This is a genomic window from Streptomyces sp. AC558_RSS880 (assembly GCF_019049255.1).
GTDB lineage: Bacteria > Actinomycetota > Actinomycetes > Streptomycetales > Streptomycetaceae > Streptomyces.
Genome location: NZ_JAGMUJ010000084.1, coordinates 210,397 through 228,458 on the forward strand (window position 1 = coordinate 210,397; position 18,062 = coordinate 228,458).

The following is an 18,062-nucleotide window of genomic DNA, read 5'->3' on the forward strand; positions in this document are numbered from 1 at the left end:
ATTCCTGCTCTCCATGGTTCTCGGAGCACTCGCCAACGCCATGATCATCGGCTGGTGCGCCCGTGCGCTGCGCCGCGGGAAGAACCCGGACACGGCGTCCTGACCCCGGACACCGCTCGGGGCGGCCGGACAGGTCCGGCCGCCCCGAGCCCGGGCTGAGAGCTGTCCCGCATGTCAGGTCGAGGCTGTCGTCCTGACCGGTGCGAGGGAGAGAGGCAAGGTGCCCCACCGTCTTACGGTGCGCCGTGGGAGAACCTGTACCCGGCGAAGTCGGCGACGTGGACGTATCCGATGCGCTGGTAAAGGGCGTTGCTGGTGGGGTTGGCCGGGTCCGTGAACAGGACGACGTCCGTCGCGCCCGCGGCCAGCGCGGCACGGCTCACCTCGGCCGTCACGGCGCCCGCGTAGCCGCGGCCCCGGAGACGGGCCGGGGTGTAGACGGGGTCCACCCGGATCATGCCACCGACGATCGAGGTGGCGGCCGCCATGGAGACGGGGGTGCCGTCCGGGGTCTCCCAGAACGTGAAGTGCCTGTCGCCGAAGCGCGAGTCGTCCCAGGAGCCGGCGTCGATCAGGTCGATGGAGGGCTGCTCCCCGACGTCGACGCAGAACTCACGGCACCACCGCACGACTTGCTCACGGTCCTTTCCGCCCACGATGCGCCCCCGGCCCTCCGGGCACGGCTGCGGTGGGGTGAGCGTGCCGAGACGGTAGAGGTGAGTCCGCCAGAAGGGGACCGGCACCGCACCGGTGTGCCGCTGCCATGACTCGGCGAAAGCGCCGGCGGTGTCGCGGTCCGCGATGACGTCGGAGGGCGAGTGGCCGAGGCCGGCCAGGTGAGCGGCGAGGGCGTCGGTCTGCTCGGCGGACAGGGGCGTGAGGCCCAGGCGGCCGCGCGGAGTGCGATAGAAGATCGCGCGGACCTCGCCTCCCGACTCCAGTCGGCCGAGGACGGTGGCTTCGGCACCGCGTGCGTCCGCCCCGCGTGTCCGCAGTTTCTCGATGTCCGTCAACGGCGTGTTGTGCAGGGCGGGCCGCGAGCGCAGGAATTCTCCGGCACGAGCGAGGAAGTCGTCCACGTCTTCGGTGAGTTGCCAGTCGTCCGGAAGCATGTTTCATGATCTCGGATCCGCCCGGCCCGGGGAAGCACTCCGCTGGGGGACGCACCGTCGCCGCGACCGGTCCGGTGCCCGGCGTCCTCGACGACGTGCCGGGCGTCTTCCGCCCGGACTGCCGGGTGCGGTCACCGTGCTGAGTCGCTTCGCGTGGTCGAACGCGTGCCACGACATGTTCGTGAGGTCGTCCGGGGGCTCGTCGGTGATCTGCCGCCAGGTCGGGGAGGGCCACGAGTCGTGGCTGACCGAGTCGGTGGTCGACGGCCGTCGCACGCGCCCGGGACGGTCGACGGCGAAGCGCGGGCCGACGGCTCCGCCGATGTCGTGCGCGACGACGTCCGCCTGATCGATGTCCAGCGCGTCGAGAAGGCGCCCCGGGAGGTCGGTCCGGGCGGCGACCGATGTGTCACGGTCCGCCGGCCGCTCGGAACGGCCGCGTCCCAGCAGGTCGTAGGTGACGGTCCGGAAGCCGTCCGCCTCGATGTGCGGGACGACGTCACGCCGTTCGTACGCGTGCGAGGGCGTGCCGTGGATGAGGATCACGGGTGTGCCCTGACCGTGGTCCCGGTAGGCGGGGAGCGTCCCGCCGACACGGACGGCGGCGCGGCGTGGGCCGTCGGCCCGCCCCTTGCCGGGCAGATCGGTCTGTCCGGCAAGGGGAAGGGCGTGCGACGAGCAAGGCGAACGCGCGCCGGCCACCGGGACGCGGTGGCAGTCGTCGCCACCGTCACCGCCGCAGCCGGTGGGGCGGAGACGAGCCCGTACGGCCTCAGCGCGTGGGCAGCCGTCGGGCGGCGGCGGTCCCGACGGTCCCGGTGCTGCCGTCGTCCGCCACGGGGGTGGCGTTCCCCGGCCCCCGCAGGGCGATGTGGACGAACAGGGCGCCCATGACGGCGACGCCCGCCCACATGGCCTGCTGCCAGCCGTCGACGAAGGACTGCTGGGCGGCGTGGACCAGGTCCTGCGCGTGCGAGCCGCTGCGGGGTGCCGCCTCGACGGCGTTGGCGATGCCTTCCCGTGCGCTGTCCGCGGCGCTCTCGGGGATGCCGTCGAGCCTGCCGTCGACGGAGCTGCGGTAGCCGGCGGACAGCAGGGCGCCCAGCAGGGCGACTCCGAGCGCGGTGCCGAACTCGCGGGTGACGTCGTTGAGCGCGGAGGCGACGCCCTGCTTCTCGCCCGGCAGGGATCCGGTGATGGCCTCGGTGGAAGGGGTCATCGACAGGCCCATGCCGACGCCCATGGCGAGCATGCCGGGCAGAACCGTCAGGTAGCCGCCGTCCACGGAGACGAGCAGGGCCATGAGCGCGAGACCGGCGGCCCCGAGCGCGACGCCCGCCATCATGGTCGGGCGGGAGCCGATGCGCGCGGCCGCCCTGGGGGCCAGACCGGAGGCCGCCATCATCGTCACGGCCATGGGCATCAGGGCCAGCGTGGCCAGCAGCCCGGACCAGCCGAGCACCGCCTGGAAGAAGGGGAACATGACCACGGCGATGCCCGCCTGGACACCGAAGACCACCAGGAGGGTGAGCGAACCGTCGGCCGGCCCGCGCTCCCGGAACAGGCGCACGTCCAGCAGGGACGCGTCACGGCGGTGCAGTTCCCAGGCCACGAAGCCGACGGCGGCGGCCAGGCCGAGGGCCAGGGCGATCAGTGTCACGGGAGCGGTCCAGCCGTTCTCCGGGCCCTCCTGCAGGACGAAGACGAGGCCGGCCACGGCGACGGCGGAGAGCAGGGCGCCGACGGTGTCGAAGGAATGGGCCGACCGCTCACGCGAGTCGGGGACCGACTTCAGCGTCATGGCCAGGGCCACGACGACCAGGACCACGGGCAGCACGAACAGCAGGCGCCAGTCCGCGACATCGACCAGGAGGGCGGACAGGAACATCCCCAGGATGCCGCCGCCACCGGCGACACCGGTCCACACCCCGATCGCCTTGCCGCGCTGTTCCTCGGGGAAGGTGGAGGTGATGACGGCCAGGGTGATCGGCATGATCGTCGCAGCGCCGATGCCGCCGACCACGCGCGCGATCAACATCACCTCGGTGTTCGGGGCGAGGCCGGCCGCGACGCCGGCGACGCCGAAGACGGTGAGACCGGCGACGAGCATGGGCTTGCGGCCCCGCCGGTCGCCGATCGCGCCGAGCGGCAGCAGCAGCGCCGCCAGGGTCAGGGTGTAGATGTTGATGATCCACAGGACTGTGCTCTGTGAGGCGTCGAACTCGACGGCCATCTGGGTCTGGGCGACGCTCAGCCCGGACACCGACGCGATGACCGCCATCAGGGCCACCGAGACCGCGATCAGGATGGTGCGCAGCCGGCGCGCGTCCGGCGCGCCCTCGTCACGGGCGGGGGCCGCCGGTGAGGGCTGGTCGGTGCTCATGGGGATCTCCTCGGAAGGGCAGGGGCGAGCCGGGCGCCGGGGGTGTCGCGGTGCAGCGCGCCCGGGTCTCCTCGTGGAGCCCGGTCTCGCTCGGGTGTGGCCCAGCCGCTGCGGGCCACTCACGAGCGACCGTAAGCACACCTTGCGGAACAGGCATACGATGTTGCCCATGACGCAAGATGACGGCGAACTGGACGGCCTCGTACGCAAACGCATCCGCGCCCTGCGGGTCGCACAGGGCTGGTCCCTGGAGGAGCTGGCCACCCGCGCCCATGTCAGCCAGTCCACGCTGAGCCGCATCGAGAACGGGCAGCGGCGCCTCGCGCTGGATCAGCTGGTCACGCTCGCCCGCGCCCTGGACACGTCGTTGGACCAGCTGGTGGAGACCGCCACCGACGACGTCGTCACCAGCCCGATGATCGACGGCGCCCACGGGCTGATGCGTTGGCCGGTGAAGGGCGACCCGGGCATGACCGTCGTACGTCAGCGCATGACCGGACCGCCGCCGGACAACCCCGCCCGCATGCGCGCCCACCCCGGCCGCGAATGGCTCGTCGTCCTGTCCGGAACCGCGATCCTCATGCTGGGGCACCGTCGCTTCCGCGTCGAGACCAACCAGGCCGCCGAGTTCCCCACCATGCTTCCGCACGCCCTCGGCGCCGAGGGCGGCCCCTGCGAGATCCTGGGCATCTTCGACCGCGACGCCCGGCGCGGCCACCAGCGTGACGGCGGCGAGGCCACCGGCGCCGGCGGTTCCTCCGCCTGACCCGTGGCGGCGGCCCGTACGGAAGCGTCGGGTCCGGCCCCATCGGGGACGAGGTGCGAGCGGGCGGACCGCAGGGAGCCGCCATCGGCGCGGGATCGCGCATCAGCCCGTACGACGCGGCGGATCGGGTGGTGCGTCCGGCGTGGGAAGAACGGGCGCGGAAGCGGCGTGCGCACGGCGGCCCGCGGCCTCCCGGGCGTCGACCGGTTCGGCCGACAACAGCAGCGACTCGCCGTTGTCGTGGGCCGGTTCGAGCCAGTACAGCCAGTAGGTTCCCGGTGCCGGCAGCGGCGGGGCGCCGTCCGGTACGACGAGGGTGCGTCCGTCCACCGACACGCCGGTGGCCCCGATCACGCCCGGCGCGCCCACGACCCGGCACGCCTTCAGGGCCTCGACGCGACGACGACGGCGGCGCCGGGCCCTCCACCGGGGCAGCCCGGCGAACAGCGCGAACGGCACGGTGTGCACGCCGAGGAGCAGGGCGATCACCCCCATCGCCGCCAACGGCCCGGCCATCCGCCCTTCCGGCAGGTCGGAGTTCGGGTCCGGTGAGACCGCCACCAGCACTCCGGAGCCGACGACCACGGCTCCCGTGCACAGCAGGGCGGCCCAGGCCGACAGCGGCGGCCGTACCCTCCGCCCGGCGACCAACCTCCGCTGCCCGTCGGTCACTTCGCCGACGGCGTTGGCGGCGAACGCCCCGGGGCTCGTCCAGACCTCAGCGGTCGCGGGCGTCGTCTTCCCCCGGCCTCTCCCCCTGCGCACCGCTTCACCCCCCTGGCTCTCCCCCATTGAGAACCGGTCACCCGGGGGTTGTCCAGAGCGGGCTCCCCACGCCCGCCCGGAGTGCGGCGAGGTGCCCGTCGGGGGCCGGCCCTACCTGAACTCGACCCGACCGACCGGGGCGGGACCGGCCGTCAGCGCCTCGCACACCTCCCGCCATTCATGGGCGCCGCACCCGAACTGGGCGCACAGGTAGGCCGAGGTGAGGCTTCCGAGCGCGGCGACGCGCCCGGGGTCCTCGTCGGTGGTCTCCGCGGCGTCGTACCCGGAGATCCCACCGAGCAGGTGCCCCGCGTCGAACAGGGTGAGGAGGGTCTTGGGTGCGGGGGCGAGGCGGTAGGGGTCGGCGTGCCAGTCGGGGCCGACGTCGGTGAAGTGCCGGGAGTCGTCCTTGTCGCCGGTGACGACCAGGACGGGCGGGGTCATCGTGGAGAAGTCGGTGGTGTGGAGGAACGGCACCTGTTCGGCCATCGGTCCGTTCAGGACGTCGCCGCCCCTGCCCGGTGCGGCCAGCAGCACGCCTGTCCTGATCCGCGGCTCGGCCAGGTCCACCTCGTCCCCGGTGTCGGGGTCGGTGATCCGGGCGCCCAGCAGGAGACCGGCGGTGTGGCCGCCGAGGGAGTGCCCGGCCACCGCGACCTTGTCCCGGTCGACGCGTCCGGCGAGACGCGGCACGGCGCTCTCGATCTCGTCGAGCCGGTCGAGGATGTGGCTCATGTCCTCCGCGCGTGAGCGCCAGAAGAGCGGGGCCCCGGGAGCACCGGCGAGTCGGTGGCTCAACGTGCGGGAGGAGAGGTGGGTGGGCTGGATGACGACGAACCCGGCTGCCGCCCAGAGGTTGACGAGGGGGGCGTACCCGTTCAGCGAGGAGAGGTTGTTCGACGCTCCGTGGCCGTGGGAGAACAGGACGACGGGCAGGCCCGCGCCGGTCGCGGGCGCGGACACCCGGATCTGGAGGTCCACGGGCCGTCCGGGCACGGACAGGACGACCGGACCGTACGACAGGACGGGGGCGGACGTGCCGAAGGCGGTGGCGGTGCCCGTGTCGATGGTGGGGCTCATGGCGAATGGTCCCTTCTGTGGCCCGCCCGCCGACGGCCCAACGGGGCGGCGGCAGGCGGGTGTTCAGGCGCGCCGACATGAAACGGAACGCTGCTCCGCTTATCATCCGGAGCGGCGTTCCGTTTTGTCAAACGGCAGGGGCGGTCAAGAGCGGCGACGGTGCCCCGGTCCGGAGACCGGCCGGAACCGGGAGCGGTCCGGTGCGCAACCGGCCGGCGCCTGACGTCACTCGTGGGACGGACGGGGTTCCCGCGCGCGGCTCAGGCCGGGTTTCGGGGCCCGGCCGCAGGGTGACTCCGAGAATGGCGTGGCCACCGCTCCCCGCACAGGCCGACCGCGGCAACGTCACGCCGTACGTGTCCCACCAGGCCGACACCCCCGGAGGCCCATGTCCACCTCAGCCGCCGACGTGATCCGGACCCGCGACGCAGCCGTACCGGAACCCTCCTCGGAGCAACTCGACGCGCTGCTGCGCGAGCTCTCGGAGCACCCACCGGGACTGCGGCGGGCCGCCCTCCGGGACCGCGTCATCCGCCTGCTGCTGCCGATGGCCCGGCGGGTCACGCGCCGCTTCCAGTGCCAGGGGGAGGAGTCCGACGATCTCGTGCAGGTCGCGTCCCTGGGGCTGATCAAGGCCGTCGACGGCTACGACCCTGCCCGGGGCCACGCCTTCCTGGCGTACGCGCTTCCCAAGGTCACCGGTGAACTCCGGCGGCATCTGCGCGACCGCACGACCACCGTACGGCTGCCCCGGCCCCTGCAGGAGGCGAGCGGTCGGATCTTCCAGGCCGTCGAGGAGCTCGAACAGCGGCTCGGCGGCCGCTCGCCCACCTCTGAGCAGATCGCCGAGCACACCGGGCTCGGACAGGACCGCGTGCTGTCCACGCTGCGGGCGGTGCACGCATGCCGTCCGCGTTCCCTCGACGAGCCCACCGGGCACGGCCGGGAGGGACCGCTCGCCCATCTGGTCGGCGCCGAGGACCCGGCGCTCGGCCGGGTGGTCGACACCGTGTCCCTGGCCGCCCTGGTGAAGCGACTGCCGGAGCGCGACCGCCAAGTGCTCTACCTGCGCTTCTACCGGGAGCGCACCCAGCAGCAGATCGCGGACGCCATCGGCGTCTCCCAGATGCAGGTGTCGCGCATCCTGCGGCGGTGCTTCGACCGGCTCCGTGAGGCGCTCCTGGCGGGCGAGCCGGGCGCGGGAGCCGCCGCGGAGACGCGGGCCCCGGTCGCCGGCCGGGCGGCCCGGCCGGCGCGCGCCTCGTGCGGCCGCCGTGGCACGGAGAAGCCGGTACGTCCCGTGCGGTCCACCGGCCCGGCACGCCCCGCGCCCGGCCCCGCGGCTCACCCGCATCCGGCCGGCCCGGCTCCGCGCGCCGCGGTCGGTGCGGGAAGCCGGCACCGGCTCGGTCATGGGCACCCGGCCCGGTGGCGATCCACAGGCGCGCGGTGGCCCGTCCCGTTCTGTGCGCGGTGGCCCGTCCCGTTCGGTGCGCGGTGGTCCGTCCCGTTCGGCGCCCGGTGCCGGACGTGTGCCGGGGCCGTGGCGCGGACCGCGAGGGCGCGGCCGGCCGCCGCCCGACGCGCCGGGCTCCCCTGCCGGGCCGCGCGGCCCCCTCCCGCCCGCCGCGCGCACGAGGAGAGAGCACCTTTCCCGCCCAGGTGTGTCCCGCCTGCCGACGGGTGGCACGGGTGCGTGGACGCGAGCCGACGAAGGAGCGCACCGTGAGGCGTGGCCTGCGCGCGCTCCGGCACGGATGGGAGTGGCTGGGCGCCCACACCCTGACGCGGCGCGGCCGCGACATCGAATTGATGCACAGGGCCATGGGATTCGCCACGCTGGCGCTGGTCACGCTGGCGCCCCTGCTCATCGTGATCGCCGCCGCCGATCCGCTCGGGCGGGGCGGCTTCGCGGCCTGGCTGGCGGACGGCATGGGACTGTCCGGCCGGTCCGCGCGCCTCCTCACGGAGATCATCAGCCCGCCGCGCGAGGTGATCGGCACCACCAGTCTGTGGGGTGTGCTGGCACTCGCCGCGTTCGGCATCCCGTTCGGCGGGAGCGTCCAGAACGGCTACGAGCGGACGTGGAACCTGCCGCCGGGGCCGTGGCACCGGATCTGGCGCCAGGCGACCTGGCTGTGCGTCCTGACCGCGTACCTCTACCAGGAGGTGCTGACCCGCGACGCCCTGCACGGGCCGGAGCGGATCACCCTCTCGCTGGCGACCGGCGTGCTGTTCTTCTGGTGGGGGCAGCGCTTCCTGCTGGGCGGCCAGATCGGCTGGTGGCACCTGCTGCCGGGCGCGCTCGCCACCATGGCGGGCCTGATCGGCCTGCGGGGCTTCTCCTACTTCGTCTTCACCCCGCTGATCATCGACAACGCGATCAGCTACGGCACCGTCGGTGTCGTCCTCATCGTCGAGTCCTGGCTCATCGGCGTGGGGTTCGTCATCTTCGGCGGCGCCCTGTTCGGCCGCTGGCTCCTCCACCACCACGGGCACCGGTTCACCGCGGGCCTGCCCCCGCCGCCCGGGACGGAACCGGCCGGCGACGGCTGACGCGGGCGACGCGCGCCCGCGCAGGCGGATCGTCCTCCCTGCGGAGGGGCGGGACCGGTCGCCGCGGCCGCACGGACCGCACTCGACGACGTTCCCGGCGAGGGCCGCCGTCGGGGACCTCGCGACCGCCCTGCGGCCCGGAGTCCGTGCGGCGGACCCGGGTCGCCGCCGAGGACGGCACCGTACGCGCGGACGCCCTCCCTGCGGACAGCCGCTCTCGCGGCGGCCGCGAAGGTGCTTCCGGCGGATCCGCCGGGTCACACGGGCGACATGCGGGCGAGTGCGGCCACCCGGGCCAGTACGTCCCCCCGGAACAGCTCCCGCCCGCGGGCGATCCGGCGGTCCCGGTGGGCGCCGTCCGCCGACAGCCGCCGCAGTGCGCACAGCAGCGTGTCGGCGTCCACGGCGATCTCCGAGACGCCGAGCGCCGCCATCCGGCGTACGCCCTCCGCGCCGTGGCCGGGCAGCGGCCGGTAGCCCACCACGGGCAGCCCGGAGGCCAGGGCCTGTACGGCGGTCTGGCCGGCGGCGTTGTCGACCAGGACACGGGCCGCGCGCAGCAGGCCGGGCATGTCGGTGACCCAGTCCGGTACGAGCGTGCCCGGCAGCCCGGCCAGGCGGGCCCGCAGGCGTTCGTTCCGGCCGCACAGCACGATCGGGAGGAAACCGGCGGCGGCGAGCAGCCGGGCGGTCCCGTCCAGCTCCGAAGCCGCGCCCCAGGCGCCGGCGGACAGCACGACGGGCGGGCGTCCGGGGGCGCACCGCTCGAAGCGCCGCCGCCATTCCGCGGCTCCGGCGGCCGGCGCGAAGAAGCCTGGCGCCACGACCGGTCCGGTCGTCTCGACGGGCGTCGTGACGCGCCGGCCCACGTCCCGCGCGGCGTCGTCGGTGAGGCAGAGGTACAGGTCGTTGCCGGGATGGAGCCACTGCCGGTGGACGGCGAAGTCGGTCATGAAGACGGCGCTCGGGGACCGCAGTCGCCCGTGGGCCCTCAGATGACCGGTCAGCTGAGCGGCCAGATGGAAGACGGGGACCACCACGTCGGCGCCCGTGCGCTCCGCGAGATCCGTCAGACGGCGGCCCGCCAGCCGGGCGAGGGGGATGCCGCTGGGACGGTGCCGCGGACCGGGGCGCAGCAGCGCGCGGTAGAGGCCCGCGTACGCCCAGGGGAAGTGTCGTACCGACGCCTGGTAGAAGAGGCGCAGCCCGGTCCCGAGACCGTACGGAAGCAGCCGCAGGAAGTCCACGACCTGCGCGTCGTGGCCCTGTTCCCGGGCGCGGCGAGCGAGTTCGCGGGCCACCGTGTCGTGGCCGGCCCCCATGCTCGCGCTGACGATCAGCAGTCGCGGCCTGCCGTCCGCCGGCACGTTCCGGCGGGGCCACGGAGACGGTGAGTGCACGGGGTGGTGTGTCTCCTTCCACCGCGCCGGTGAAACACGCTTTCCCGCGTTTCGGCGGCCGGGCCGGGGATACTCCGGGGTCCCCCTCCCCGCCGGACGCCGGGAGCGGCCGCGGACGGCGGTCTCCCGGGCGTTCACCCTCGCAGCCGAGGTGCAGGCCCATGTCCCACGCTTCCCCCACCGGCCCGGCCGACGCGGTGCCGGGCCCCTACCGGCGGCTCGCCGCCGTGTTCGGCTGAACGGCGTCGCGTCGTGCTGGTCGTCGTCCTGGCCCTGCTGGCGGCGCTGTCCAACGCCGCGGCCTCGGTACTGCAGCGGCGGGCCGCGGCGGACGAACCGGAGGGCGGCGCGGGCGTGCGCCAGGCCGTCCGCTGGCTCGGGCGTGTGCTGCGGCGGCCCTACTGGGTCGCGGGTGCCGGGATGCTGGCGCTGTCGACCGTTCTGCAGGCGGCGGCTCTGGGCGTGGGCAGTCTCGCGCTGGTCCAGCCGCTGATGGCCGCCGAGCTGCTGTTCACCCTCGTCGTCGGCAGCGTGGTCTTCCACCGTCGTCCGGACCACAGGACCTGGCTGGCGTTCGTCGCCCTGGCCACCGGGCTGGCGGCGTTCCTGACCTCGGTCGCTCCGGCCGCCGGCCGGTCCACGGCCTCCGCGGAGCGGTGGACCGTGGCCGCGGGGGCGGTGCTGGGTGCCGTGGTGGCGCTGGTGGTGACGGCCCGCGCGGTGCGGGGCGCACCGCGCGCGGGGTTGCTGGGGCTGGCGTCCGCCGTGTCGTTCTCCCTGACGGCGGCGTTGCTCAAGGAAGTGACCGGCAGGATTCCGGACGGGGTGGGCGCCGTGCTGGGGACGTGGCCCGTGTACGCCACCGCCGCCGCCGGAGCCGTCGCCTTCCTGTTGCTCCAGGGCGCGTTCCGGGCCGGGACGCTGGCGGCGTCCCAGCCCGCCCTGACCCTCGGTGACGCGCTGACGAGCGTGGCGCTGGGGTGGGCGCTGTTCGGAGAGCAGATCACGCTCGGTGTGCGGGTGGTGCCCGCGGTGATCGGCGTGGCGCTCATGGGGGCGGGGACGGCGGGGCTGGCCCGCGCCCCGTCGGTCTCCGGACACTGGGACGCGGCGTCGCGGAACCCGGGCGACGACGTGCCCCGGCCGGTGTCGTAGCCGTCGCGGCCGCCTCGTGCGGAAAGGAGCCGGAAGCCGATGTCCACGCCTCCCGCCCACTCCCCCGCCCGGCGCGCGGCGGTGGCGCTGGCTCCCGTCGCCGCCGTCGCCGCGGCGCACATCGCCCCGGCCGCGACCTGGCTGCCCGTGGTGCGCCGTCGTCTCCCGCGCCTCGCCGGTGTCGGGCACCCCGCCCATGTCGCCCTGACCTTCGACGACGGGCCCGACCCCGGGTCCACCCCGTGCTTCCTCGACGCCCTGGAGGAACTCGGGGTCCGGGCGACCTTCTTCGTGCTGGGCGACGCCGCCGTACGGCATCCCTCCGTGGTGCGCGAGACCGTCCGCCGCGGGCACGAACTGGCCGTGCACGGCTGGAGCCACGACCGTCCCTGGCTGCCGGCCCCGGCGGACGAGGCGCGCGCTCTGCTGCGGGCGGCCGACGCGGTGCGGGAGCTGACGGGCCGGCGCCCCCGCTGGTACCGCCCGCCCTACGGCATCCTCACCTCCGGGCGCTGGGCGGCCGCCCGTACGGCGGGCCTGCGGCCGGTGCTGTGGACCGCCTGGGGCAGGGACTGGACGGCCGGGGCCACCTCGGCATCGGTGCGGTCGGCCGTCGCGGCCGGGCTGCGCGGGGGCGGCACCGTCCTCCTGCACGACTCGGACCGGATGTCGGCCCCGGACTGCTGGCGGGCCGCGCTGGGCGCCCTGCCCGGCATCGTGAACGGCTGCCGGGAGGCGGGCCTGTCGGTCGGCACGCTCTCCGGACACGGGATACTCCCGCGCTGAGCCACCCGGGCGGCAGCCTCCCGTGCCGGGCAGGTCGCGGTGGGCCGACCGCGTGGGCGACGCGGGGCGCCGGCCCCTCCGGAACGCGCACGCCGCGCCGTCGACGAGTTCCTGGCCCGGCGGTCATGTCTCGTGCCGCTCCCGTATCTGGATGCCCTTGCGACACATTGGGCGTAGTGTCCGCATATGGGCGATGTCCGGTGCGGCCGGTGTGACGCACCCTTGCCGGGGCCGGTGGTGCACGGCATCCGGTACCGCGTGTCCGGCGCACCGGCAGCCGGCTGGGAAGTCCGCGAGGTTCGGGTGGGCGGCTGATGGAAACCGCGATGGCTGCCGTGGTGCGCGAGAGCGGCGCGTACGGCGGACTGCTGTACGTGCTGCCGCCGGGCGAGGACGCTCTGTGGCTGGTCATGGTGGCAGGGGCCCCGCACGAGCTCGCGACTCCGTGGCGGCGGGTCGCGCTGAACGATCCGATGCCGGTGGCGGACGCCGTGCGCGAGCGGCGCCTGGTGTGGGTCTGCGGGCAGGAGGAGATGGCGCGCCGGTACCCGAGGCCGGCCCTCGTGCTGCCGTACGACTTCGCGCTGTCGGCCGCCCCGGTCACTTCGGGCGACGGGGTCCGGGGCGGGCTGGTGCTGCTGTGGCCCGGGGACCGTCCGTCGTGGCTGAGCCACGCCGAGCGCGATGCCATCGAGTCGGGCTGCCACCGCCTGGGCGGTCTCCTCCAGCAGTCCACGGACCGCGGCGACCCGCTGCTGCCCGCCGACCGGCCGCGGACCCTGCCGCAGCCGGCCGGGCGCACCGTCCCGCCCGGTGAGGCGGCGGCGCACACGGCGTTCATCGACCGCCTGCCCGGCGGGTCCTGCGCGCTGGACATGAACGGACGCCTCACCTTCGTCACGCCCGCCGCCGCCGACCTCCTCGGCCGCGATCCGGACGACCTGGTGGGTGCCCTGCCGTGGGAGGCGCTGCCGTGGATGGACGTCCCCCAGGTCGAGGACCGCTACCGGGCCGCGCTGGTCAGCCGTCGGCCGCAGGCGTTCACCGTCCTGCGTCCCCCGGACGTGGGGCTGTCCTTCGAGCTGTACCCGGACCCCTCCGGCATCAGCGTCCGCATCACCGGCACCGACCCGTCCGAGGGCGCTCCCCCGCCGCCCTCCGTGCCGGCCGCGGGTCCCAGCCGCGCCACCCTGCTGTACCACCTGATGCATCTGGCCGCCACCCTGACCGAGGCCGTCGGCGTGCAGGACGTGGTCGACCAGGCCGCCGACCAGCTCATGCCCGCCCTCGGCGCACAGGGCATGGTGCTGATGACCTCCGAGGACGGCCGTCTGAAGATCCTCGGTTACCGCGGCTACCGCGCCGAGGTCATGGACCGCTTCGACGCCGTCCCCCTGAGTCTGGACATCCCCGCCACGAGGGTCCTGACCTCCGGCGTCCCGGACTTCTTCACGACCTTCGCCGACCTCCACCGCGCCTACCCGGCGACCGTGCACGAGGACGGGATGGAGGCATGGGCCTTCCTGCCGATGATCGCCTCCGGCCGCCCCATCGGCTCCGTCCTCCTCGCCTACCGGAGACCCCGCGTCTTCCCGCCCGGCGAACGCTCCGTACTCACCTCCCTGGCCGGCCTGGTCGGGCAGGCCCTGGACCGCGCCCGCCTCTACGACACCAAACACGACCTCGCCCACCGCCTGCAGTCCGCCCTGCTGCCGCACACCCTTCCCCACGTCCCCGGCCTGAAGGTCGCCGCACGCTACCTCCCGGCAGCCCGGGGCCTGGGCATCGGCGGCGACTTCTACGACCTCATCCGCCTCGACGAGCACACCGCCGGCGCCGCCATCGGCGACGTGCAGGGCCACAACGTGGACGCCGCGGCGCTCATGGGGCAGGTCCGCACCGCCGTCCACGCCCACGCCACCGTGGGCTCGGCCCCCGACCAGGTCCTGGCCGGCACCAACCGCCTGCTCACCGACCTCGAGCCGGGCCTGTTCACCAGTTGCCTCTACGTCCACCTCGGCCTCGCCACCCACCTCGCGTGCGTGGCCACCGCCGGCCACCCACCGCCCTTGCTCCGTCATGCCGACGGACACACCGAACTCGTCCCGGTCCCGCCCGGCCTCCTCCTCGGCATCGAGCCGGACTCCCGCTACCCGGCCCTGGAGGTCCCCCTGCCGCCCGGCTGTGTGCTCGCCCTCTACACCGACGGGCTCGTCGAGGCCCCCGGAGTGGACCTCGACGACGCCACCGCGGCCCTCGCCGGGCTCCTCGAACGCGCGGACCCGACCGACCTCGACGCCATGGCCGACACCCTCATCCGCCACGCCCCCACTCCCGGCGACGACATCGCCCTGCTCCTCATCAGTCCCGGTGGATGACGCGGCGAAGAGGCGGCCGGTCTCCTCACCTCGGTCGGAACGGTCGGCGCCGCCCGCGGGCAGCGATCCGTGGACTGTCCCGCGAAGGGCGGCCCCAGCAGAGCGCGCTCACGGGGAGGGAGGGGCACCTCGCCCGCCTCCGTGGGGAGCAGGCGCCTGTCGAAGCGGGATCAGCGTCGCAGCCATTCGTCGAGGAGCGCGGCTTCGGCCTTGCTGAGATGGGGCAGTTCGGGCAGGAGGGTGCGGAAGGCCGCGACGACGGCCGCCTGGTCCCGGGCGGGGACAGCGGGTTCGTCCACGAGGACGGCGCGGGTGATCGCGTCGAAGGCGGCGTCGGCCAGGTGCGGGTCGCGTTGCTCCGGGGGCAGGGTCAGCAGGGTGTGGACGGTTCCGACCCCCGCCGAGCGGATGAGGTTGACGGCGCGTTCCTCGCTCACCCGCAGCCGCCCGGCGGCGGCGATTCTGCGCACCCGTTCGGCGAGGACCAGCACACCCTTGACCTGCGCCGGGGTGTCGCGCGCGCGGGCCGGGTCGAGCAGCAGGCCGTAGACGTACGGGTGGGCGAGGCCGAAGCTGATCTGCGTGTTCCATCCGGCGCGGAGGTCCTCCACCGGGTCGTCCGAAGGCGCGGTGGCCTGTTTGCCCGCCACATGGTCGGCGAAGACCTGTTCCACGGCGGCGACCAGCAGGTCGTCCTTGCCCTGGAAGAAGCGGTAGAGCGCGGGAGGCTGCAGCCCGGCCTCCTGGGCCACGCGGCGCGTGGTCACCGCGGCGGGTCCCTGGTCGCGCAGCAGGCCGGCCGCGGCCTTCACGATGCGGTCCCGTGTGATGTCTCGCCGCTGCGTGTTCGGTGCCATGGAGACGATGGTATCGCCCGTGCGTGACAGGCGATGTTATCAACGATAACACCGACCGAACCGCCATGCGCCCGCTTCCAGCTGCGGCGGGCCGGCCGTTTCCCCGATGCGCGCACACGCTTGCTTCCAATGGAAGTATCAGTGTTAACGTTACTTCCGTTCCATTGGAAGCATCACTGGATGGGAGTCAGCCATGCTGATCGTCACAGGGGCCACCGGCCGCCTCGGGACACTGATCGTCGACCGCCTGCTGGAGCGGACACCGGCCGACAGGATCGGCGTCAGTGTGCGCGACGTGCGCAAGGCCGCCGGCCTCGCCGAGCGCGGCGTCCGAGTCCGGGCGGGGGACTTCACCGAACCCGGCGGCCTGAAGCACGCCTTCGAGGGGGCCGAGCGCGTCCTGATCGTCTCCGCGGCCATCCGGGGTGACGGCGCGTCGGCCGCCAACAGCGCCGCCGTCGACGCAGCGCGGGAAGCGGGCGCCCGACGCATCCTCTACACCAGCCACCAGGCCGCCTCGCCCGCGTCGCTCTTCCCGCCGCAACGGGTCCACGCGGCCACCGAGGAGTACCTCGAGCAGCAGCACGTCCCCTGCACCGCCCTTCGCAACGGCTTCTACGCCGCCACCTTGAGCCACTACATCGACGCCGCGCTGGAGACCGGCACACTCGCCGTGCCGCAGGACGGCCCGGTGTCCTGGACGGCCCACGAGGACCTGGCGGAAGCCGCGGCCGTCGCCCTGACCGAGGACGGGGCGCTCGAAGGGATCACACCGCCGCTGACAGCCCCGCACACGCTGGACTTCGCCGACGTCGCCGGGATCCTCGGCCGCATCACCGGCCGGACCGTCACCCGGGTCGTCATGGACGACCACGAGTGGATATCCGCGGCAGTCGCCGGCGGGATGCCCCGGTCGGCCGCGGAGTTCGCCCTGACGATGTTCACCGCATCGCGCAAGGGCGAGTTCGACGTCGTCGACCCGACGCTGGAGACCGTCATCGGCCACCCGGCGAAGACCGTCCACGAGGTCCTGGAGGCAGTCGTGCGCTCGCTGCGGTCATCCCGATGACCCGCGGCCCGGCGCCCGGCGCACTCGTCGACGAAGGCGCGGAGCCCGCGGATCGGGCTCACGTGGGTGGCGGGGTGCCTCGATCGGGCGTGACACGGCGACGGACCAGGCCGGGCGACCCGGCGTCCTCAAAGGCGTGGCACCCCACGGGACCCTGGCTCGTCGAGCCCGGACCGACCGTCCGTGAGGACGGAGAGGAGACGGTCCGCCGGCAGGGCCCGGGCCGTGTGGCCGTTGAAGCCGGTGGTCGTCCGCGCGGCGAGCAGGGAGTTGAGCACCGCCTCTTCGACGCCGTCGAGGACCGCTTCGAACAGCGGCCCCAGTTCGGCATCGGCCACGGGCCCGCCGGTTCCCGGTCGCGTGCCGAAGGCCACGGCGTAGTCGCCGCTGCCGTGGCTGTAGGCCGCGCCCGAGCGGGCGAGGGCGAACACCGCGCGGCGGGCCACGCGGGTGAGCTGCCGGGCGTCGAGAGGGGCGTCCGTGGCCACCACGATCATGCAGGAGCCGGTCTCTCCTTCCGGTGCCGGACCGTCGGCTCCGAGGCCCACGGACTCGGGTGTGACGGTGCGACCCAGGACGCGCAGGGTGCCGCCGAAGTTCGTCTGCGCCAGGACGCCCGCCGTGAAACGCCGTCCTCCCAGGTCCGGCGTGCGTGAGGCGGTCCCGATGCCGGCCTTGAAGCCCAGGGCGACCGTGCCGGTTCCCGCGCCGACGCAGCCCTCGGCGACCGGCCCGTCGGACGCCGCGTCGAGGGCGGCCCGGACGTGCTCCTCGTGGACGGGCCGTGCGCGGATGTCGGACAGGAGGCCGTCGTTGCACTCCCCCACGACGGGATTGAGGCTCTGCGCCTGCTCGCATCCGGGCCGTTCGAGCATCCAGCCGACGAGGGCGTCGGCGACGCGGAAGGCCGACAGCGTGGAGGTGAGCAGCACCGGCGTCTCCAGCGTGCCGAGTTCGGCGAGTTGGGTGGTGCCGATGAGTTTGCCGTAACCGTTGCCGGTGAACACCCCCGCGGGCAGCGGTGTGCGGGGGCCGACGGCATCGGGCACGACGGCGGTGACCCCGCTGTGCACGCCGGGGAGTCGGCGGACGGTGGTGTGGCCGACGCGGACGCCCGGCACGTCGGTGATCGCGTTCAAGGGCCCGGTGGCGGCGCGTCCGATGACGATGCCGAGGTCACGGGCCCGGCGCCGGGTGCCCGGCGCGGACGGTGGATGAGCCAGGTGTTCCATGAGGGTGGACGTTACGCGGCCCGCCCCGCCCGGGGGCGTCCCCGGCCCGGTCGTCGCTCGCCGCCGCGGGGCGGGGAGTCAGGCGCAGGACCAGGCCGACATTCCCTGGAGCCGGGCCAGGCGTCTGGCCACGGCGATCTGTTCCTCACGGGTCGCCAGGTCCGCACGCGGGGCGTACTTGAGTCCGCCGGCCGCGACCCAGCTCGACTGCGCGAACTGCAGGCCGCCGTAGTGGCCGTTGCCGGTGTTCGCCTGCCAGTCGCCGCTGGACTCGCACGCGGCGATGGCGTCCCAGTCGGTCCCCCGGGGAGCCGACGGGGACGCCGTCGCCTCGGCGGTCGTACCGAGGGCGATCGCGGCGGTCGTGACGATCACGGCGGTCCTGATGCGGCCCATACGCGCGTTCCGCACCGAACCCGTCGAGGTGTTTCGTCTACAGATCATAAAGAACTGTTACACCGTGCCACCGCACGATGGCACGCCGACGATCCCCTCCTTGCCCCGGACGGGGTACGTGGTCGTC

16 protein-coding genes and 1 pseudogene are annotated in these 18,062 nt (G+C 74.3%); 8 read left to right on the forward strand and 9 right to left on the reverse strand.

Annotated features, from left to right (window positions below; genetic code table 11):
- Positions 1–103 (forward strand): annotated as a pseudogene (locus KUM38_RS43675) (hypothetical protein); the annotation flags it as partial.
- Between the two features lie 130 nt (positions 104–233).
- Here KUM38_RS43675 and KUM38_RS25750 read toward each other — a convergent pair.
- The 3 genes from KUM38_RS25750 to KUM38_RS25760 all read right to left on the reverse strand — a co-directional run bounded on the left by KUM38_RS25750 (position 234) and on the right by KUM38_RS25760 (position 3,495).
- Complete coding sequence (locus KUM38_RS25750) at positions 234–1,112, reverse strand: GNAT family N-acetyltransferase (protein WP_217132227.1); 879 nt, start codon at positions 1,110–1,112, stop codon at positions 234–236.
- Between the two features lie 3 nt (positions 1,113–1,115).
- Entirely contained in the window at positions 1,116–1,814 is a 699-nt protein-coding gene (locus KUM38_RS25755) for an alpha/beta fold hydrolase (RefSeq protein WP_308409046.1), read from the reverse strand.
- Between the two features lie 70 nt (positions 1,815–1,884).
- A complete protein-coding gene (locus KUM38_RS25760; protein WP_217132235.1) occupies positions 1,885–3,495 on the reverse strand; it encodes an MFS transporter in 1,611 nt (536 codons plus the stop codon).
- A 160-nt stretch (positions 3,496–3,655) separates the two neighbouring features.
- On the opposite strand from KUM38_RS25760, the gene KUM38_RS25765 reads away from it, so the two are divergent.
- On the forward strand, positions 3,656–4,261 hold the full coding sequence (locus KUM38_RS25765; protein ID WP_217132237.1) for a helix-turn-helix domain-containing protein: 606 nt from the start codon (positions 3,656–3,658) through the stop codon (positions 4,259–4,261).
- A 102-nt stretch (positions 4,262–4,363) separates the two neighbouring features.
- Here the strand turns inward: KUM38_RS25765 and KUM38_RS25770 are convergent, their stop codons facing one another.
- Both KUM38_RS25770 and KUM38_RS25775 read right to left on the reverse strand, forming a co-directional pair.
- The gene (locus KUM38_RS25770; protein ID WP_217132238.1) at positions 4,364–5,026 is read right to left on the reverse strand and encodes a hypothetical protein; all 663 of its coding nucleotides are present in this window, start codon (positions 5,024–5,026) and stop codon (positions 4,364–4,366) included.
- Positions 5,027–5,137: 111 nt separating this feature from the next.
- A complete protein-coding gene (locus tag KUM38_RS25775) occupies positions 5,138–6,106 on the reverse strand; it encodes a chlorophyllase (protein WP_217132240.1) in 969 nt (322 codons plus the stop codon).
- A gap of 388 nt (positions 6,107–6,494) precedes the next feature.
- Here KUM38_RS25775 and KUM38_RS25780 point away from each other — a divergent pair, with 388 nt between their 5' ends.
- Positions 6,495–7,835 (forward strand): SigB/SigF/SigG family RNA polymerase sigma factor, encoded by a 1,341-nt coding sequence (locus tag KUM38_RS25780; protein ID WP_217132242.1) that lies wholly within the window; start codon positions 6,495–6,497, stop codon positions 7,833–7,835.
- Positions 7,832–8,662, forward strand: coding sequence for a ribonuclease BN (locus KUM38_RS25785; protein ID WP_217132244.1), 831 nt, complete (start codon positions 7,832–7,834; stop codon positions 8,660–8,662). The genes KUM38_RS25780 and KUM38_RS25785 overlap by 4 nt, the downstream gene beginning before the upstream one ends.
- Positions 8,663–8,919: 257 nt before the next feature.
- Here the strand turns inward: KUM38_RS25785 and KUM38_RS25790 are convergent, their stop codons facing one another.
- Positions 8,920–9,984, reverse strand: a complete 1,065-nt coding sequence (locus KUM38_RS25790) for a galactosyldiacylglycerol synthase (RefSeq protein WP_217132794.1) — start codon at positions 9,982–9,984, stop codon at positions 8,920–8,922.
- 330 nt (positions 9,985–10,314) lie between these two features.
- Between KUM38_RS25790 and KUM38_RS25795 the strand changes: the two genes are divergently transcribed.
- From KUM38_RS25795 to KUM38_RS25805, 3 genes are all read left to right on the forward strand, one after another.
- The gene (locus tag KUM38_RS25795; RefSeq protein WP_217132246.1) at positions 10,315–11,217 is read left to right on the forward strand and encodes a DMT family transporter; all 903 of its coding nucleotides are present in this window, start codon (positions 10,315–10,317) and stop codon (positions 11,215–11,217) included.
- A 39-nt stretch (positions 11,218–11,256) separates the two neighbouring features.
- A complete protein-coding gene (locus KUM38_RS25800) occupies positions 11,257–12,003 on the forward strand; it encodes a polysaccharide deacetylase family protein (RefSeq protein WP_217132248.1) in 747 nt (248 codons plus the stop codon).
- A gap of 314 nt (positions 12,004–12,317) precedes the next feature.
- Entirely contained in the window at positions 12,318–14,381 is a 2,064-nt protein-coding gene (locus KUM38_RS25805; RefSeq protein WP_217132250.1) for a SpoIIE family protein phosphatase, read from the forward strand.
- Positions 14,382–14,551: 170 nt separating this feature from the next.
- Here KUM38_RS25805 and KUM38_RS25810 read toward each other — a convergent pair whose 3' ends face one another.
- On the reverse strand, positions 14,552–15,238 hold the full coding sequence (locus KUM38_RS25810; protein WP_217132252.1) for a TetR/AcrR family transcriptional regulator: 687 nt from the start codon (positions 15,236–15,238) through the stop codon (positions 14,552–14,554).
- Between the two features lie 193 nt (positions 15,239–15,431).
- On the opposite strand from KUM38_RS25810, the gene KUM38_RS25815 reads away from it, so the two are divergent.
- Entirely contained in the window at positions 15,432–16,307 is an 876-nt protein-coding gene (locus KUM38_RS25815; RefSeq protein WP_217132254.1) for an NAD(P)H-binding protein, read from the forward strand.
- Positions 16,308–16,435: 128 nt separating this feature from the next.
- On the opposite strand, the gene KUM38_RS25820 is transcribed toward KUM38_RS25815, so the two are convergent.
- Together KUM38_RS25820 and KUM38_RS25825 are read right to left on the reverse strand one after the other, a co-directional pair.
- The gene (locus KUM38_RS25820; protein ID WP_217132256.1) at positions 16,436–17,539 is read right to left on the reverse strand and encodes a P1 family peptidase; all 1,104 of its coding nucleotides are present in this window, start codon (positions 17,537–17,539) and stop codon (positions 16,436–16,438) included.
- Positions 17,540–17,617: 78 nt separating this feature from the next.
- Positions 17,618–17,935: a transglycosylase family protein gene (locus KUM38_RS25825; RefSeq protein WP_302181271.1), complete on the reverse strand. Its 318-nt coding sequence runs from the start codon at positions 17,933–17,935 to the stop codon at positions 17,618–17,620.
- Positions 17,936–18,062: the final 127 nt, after the last annotated feature.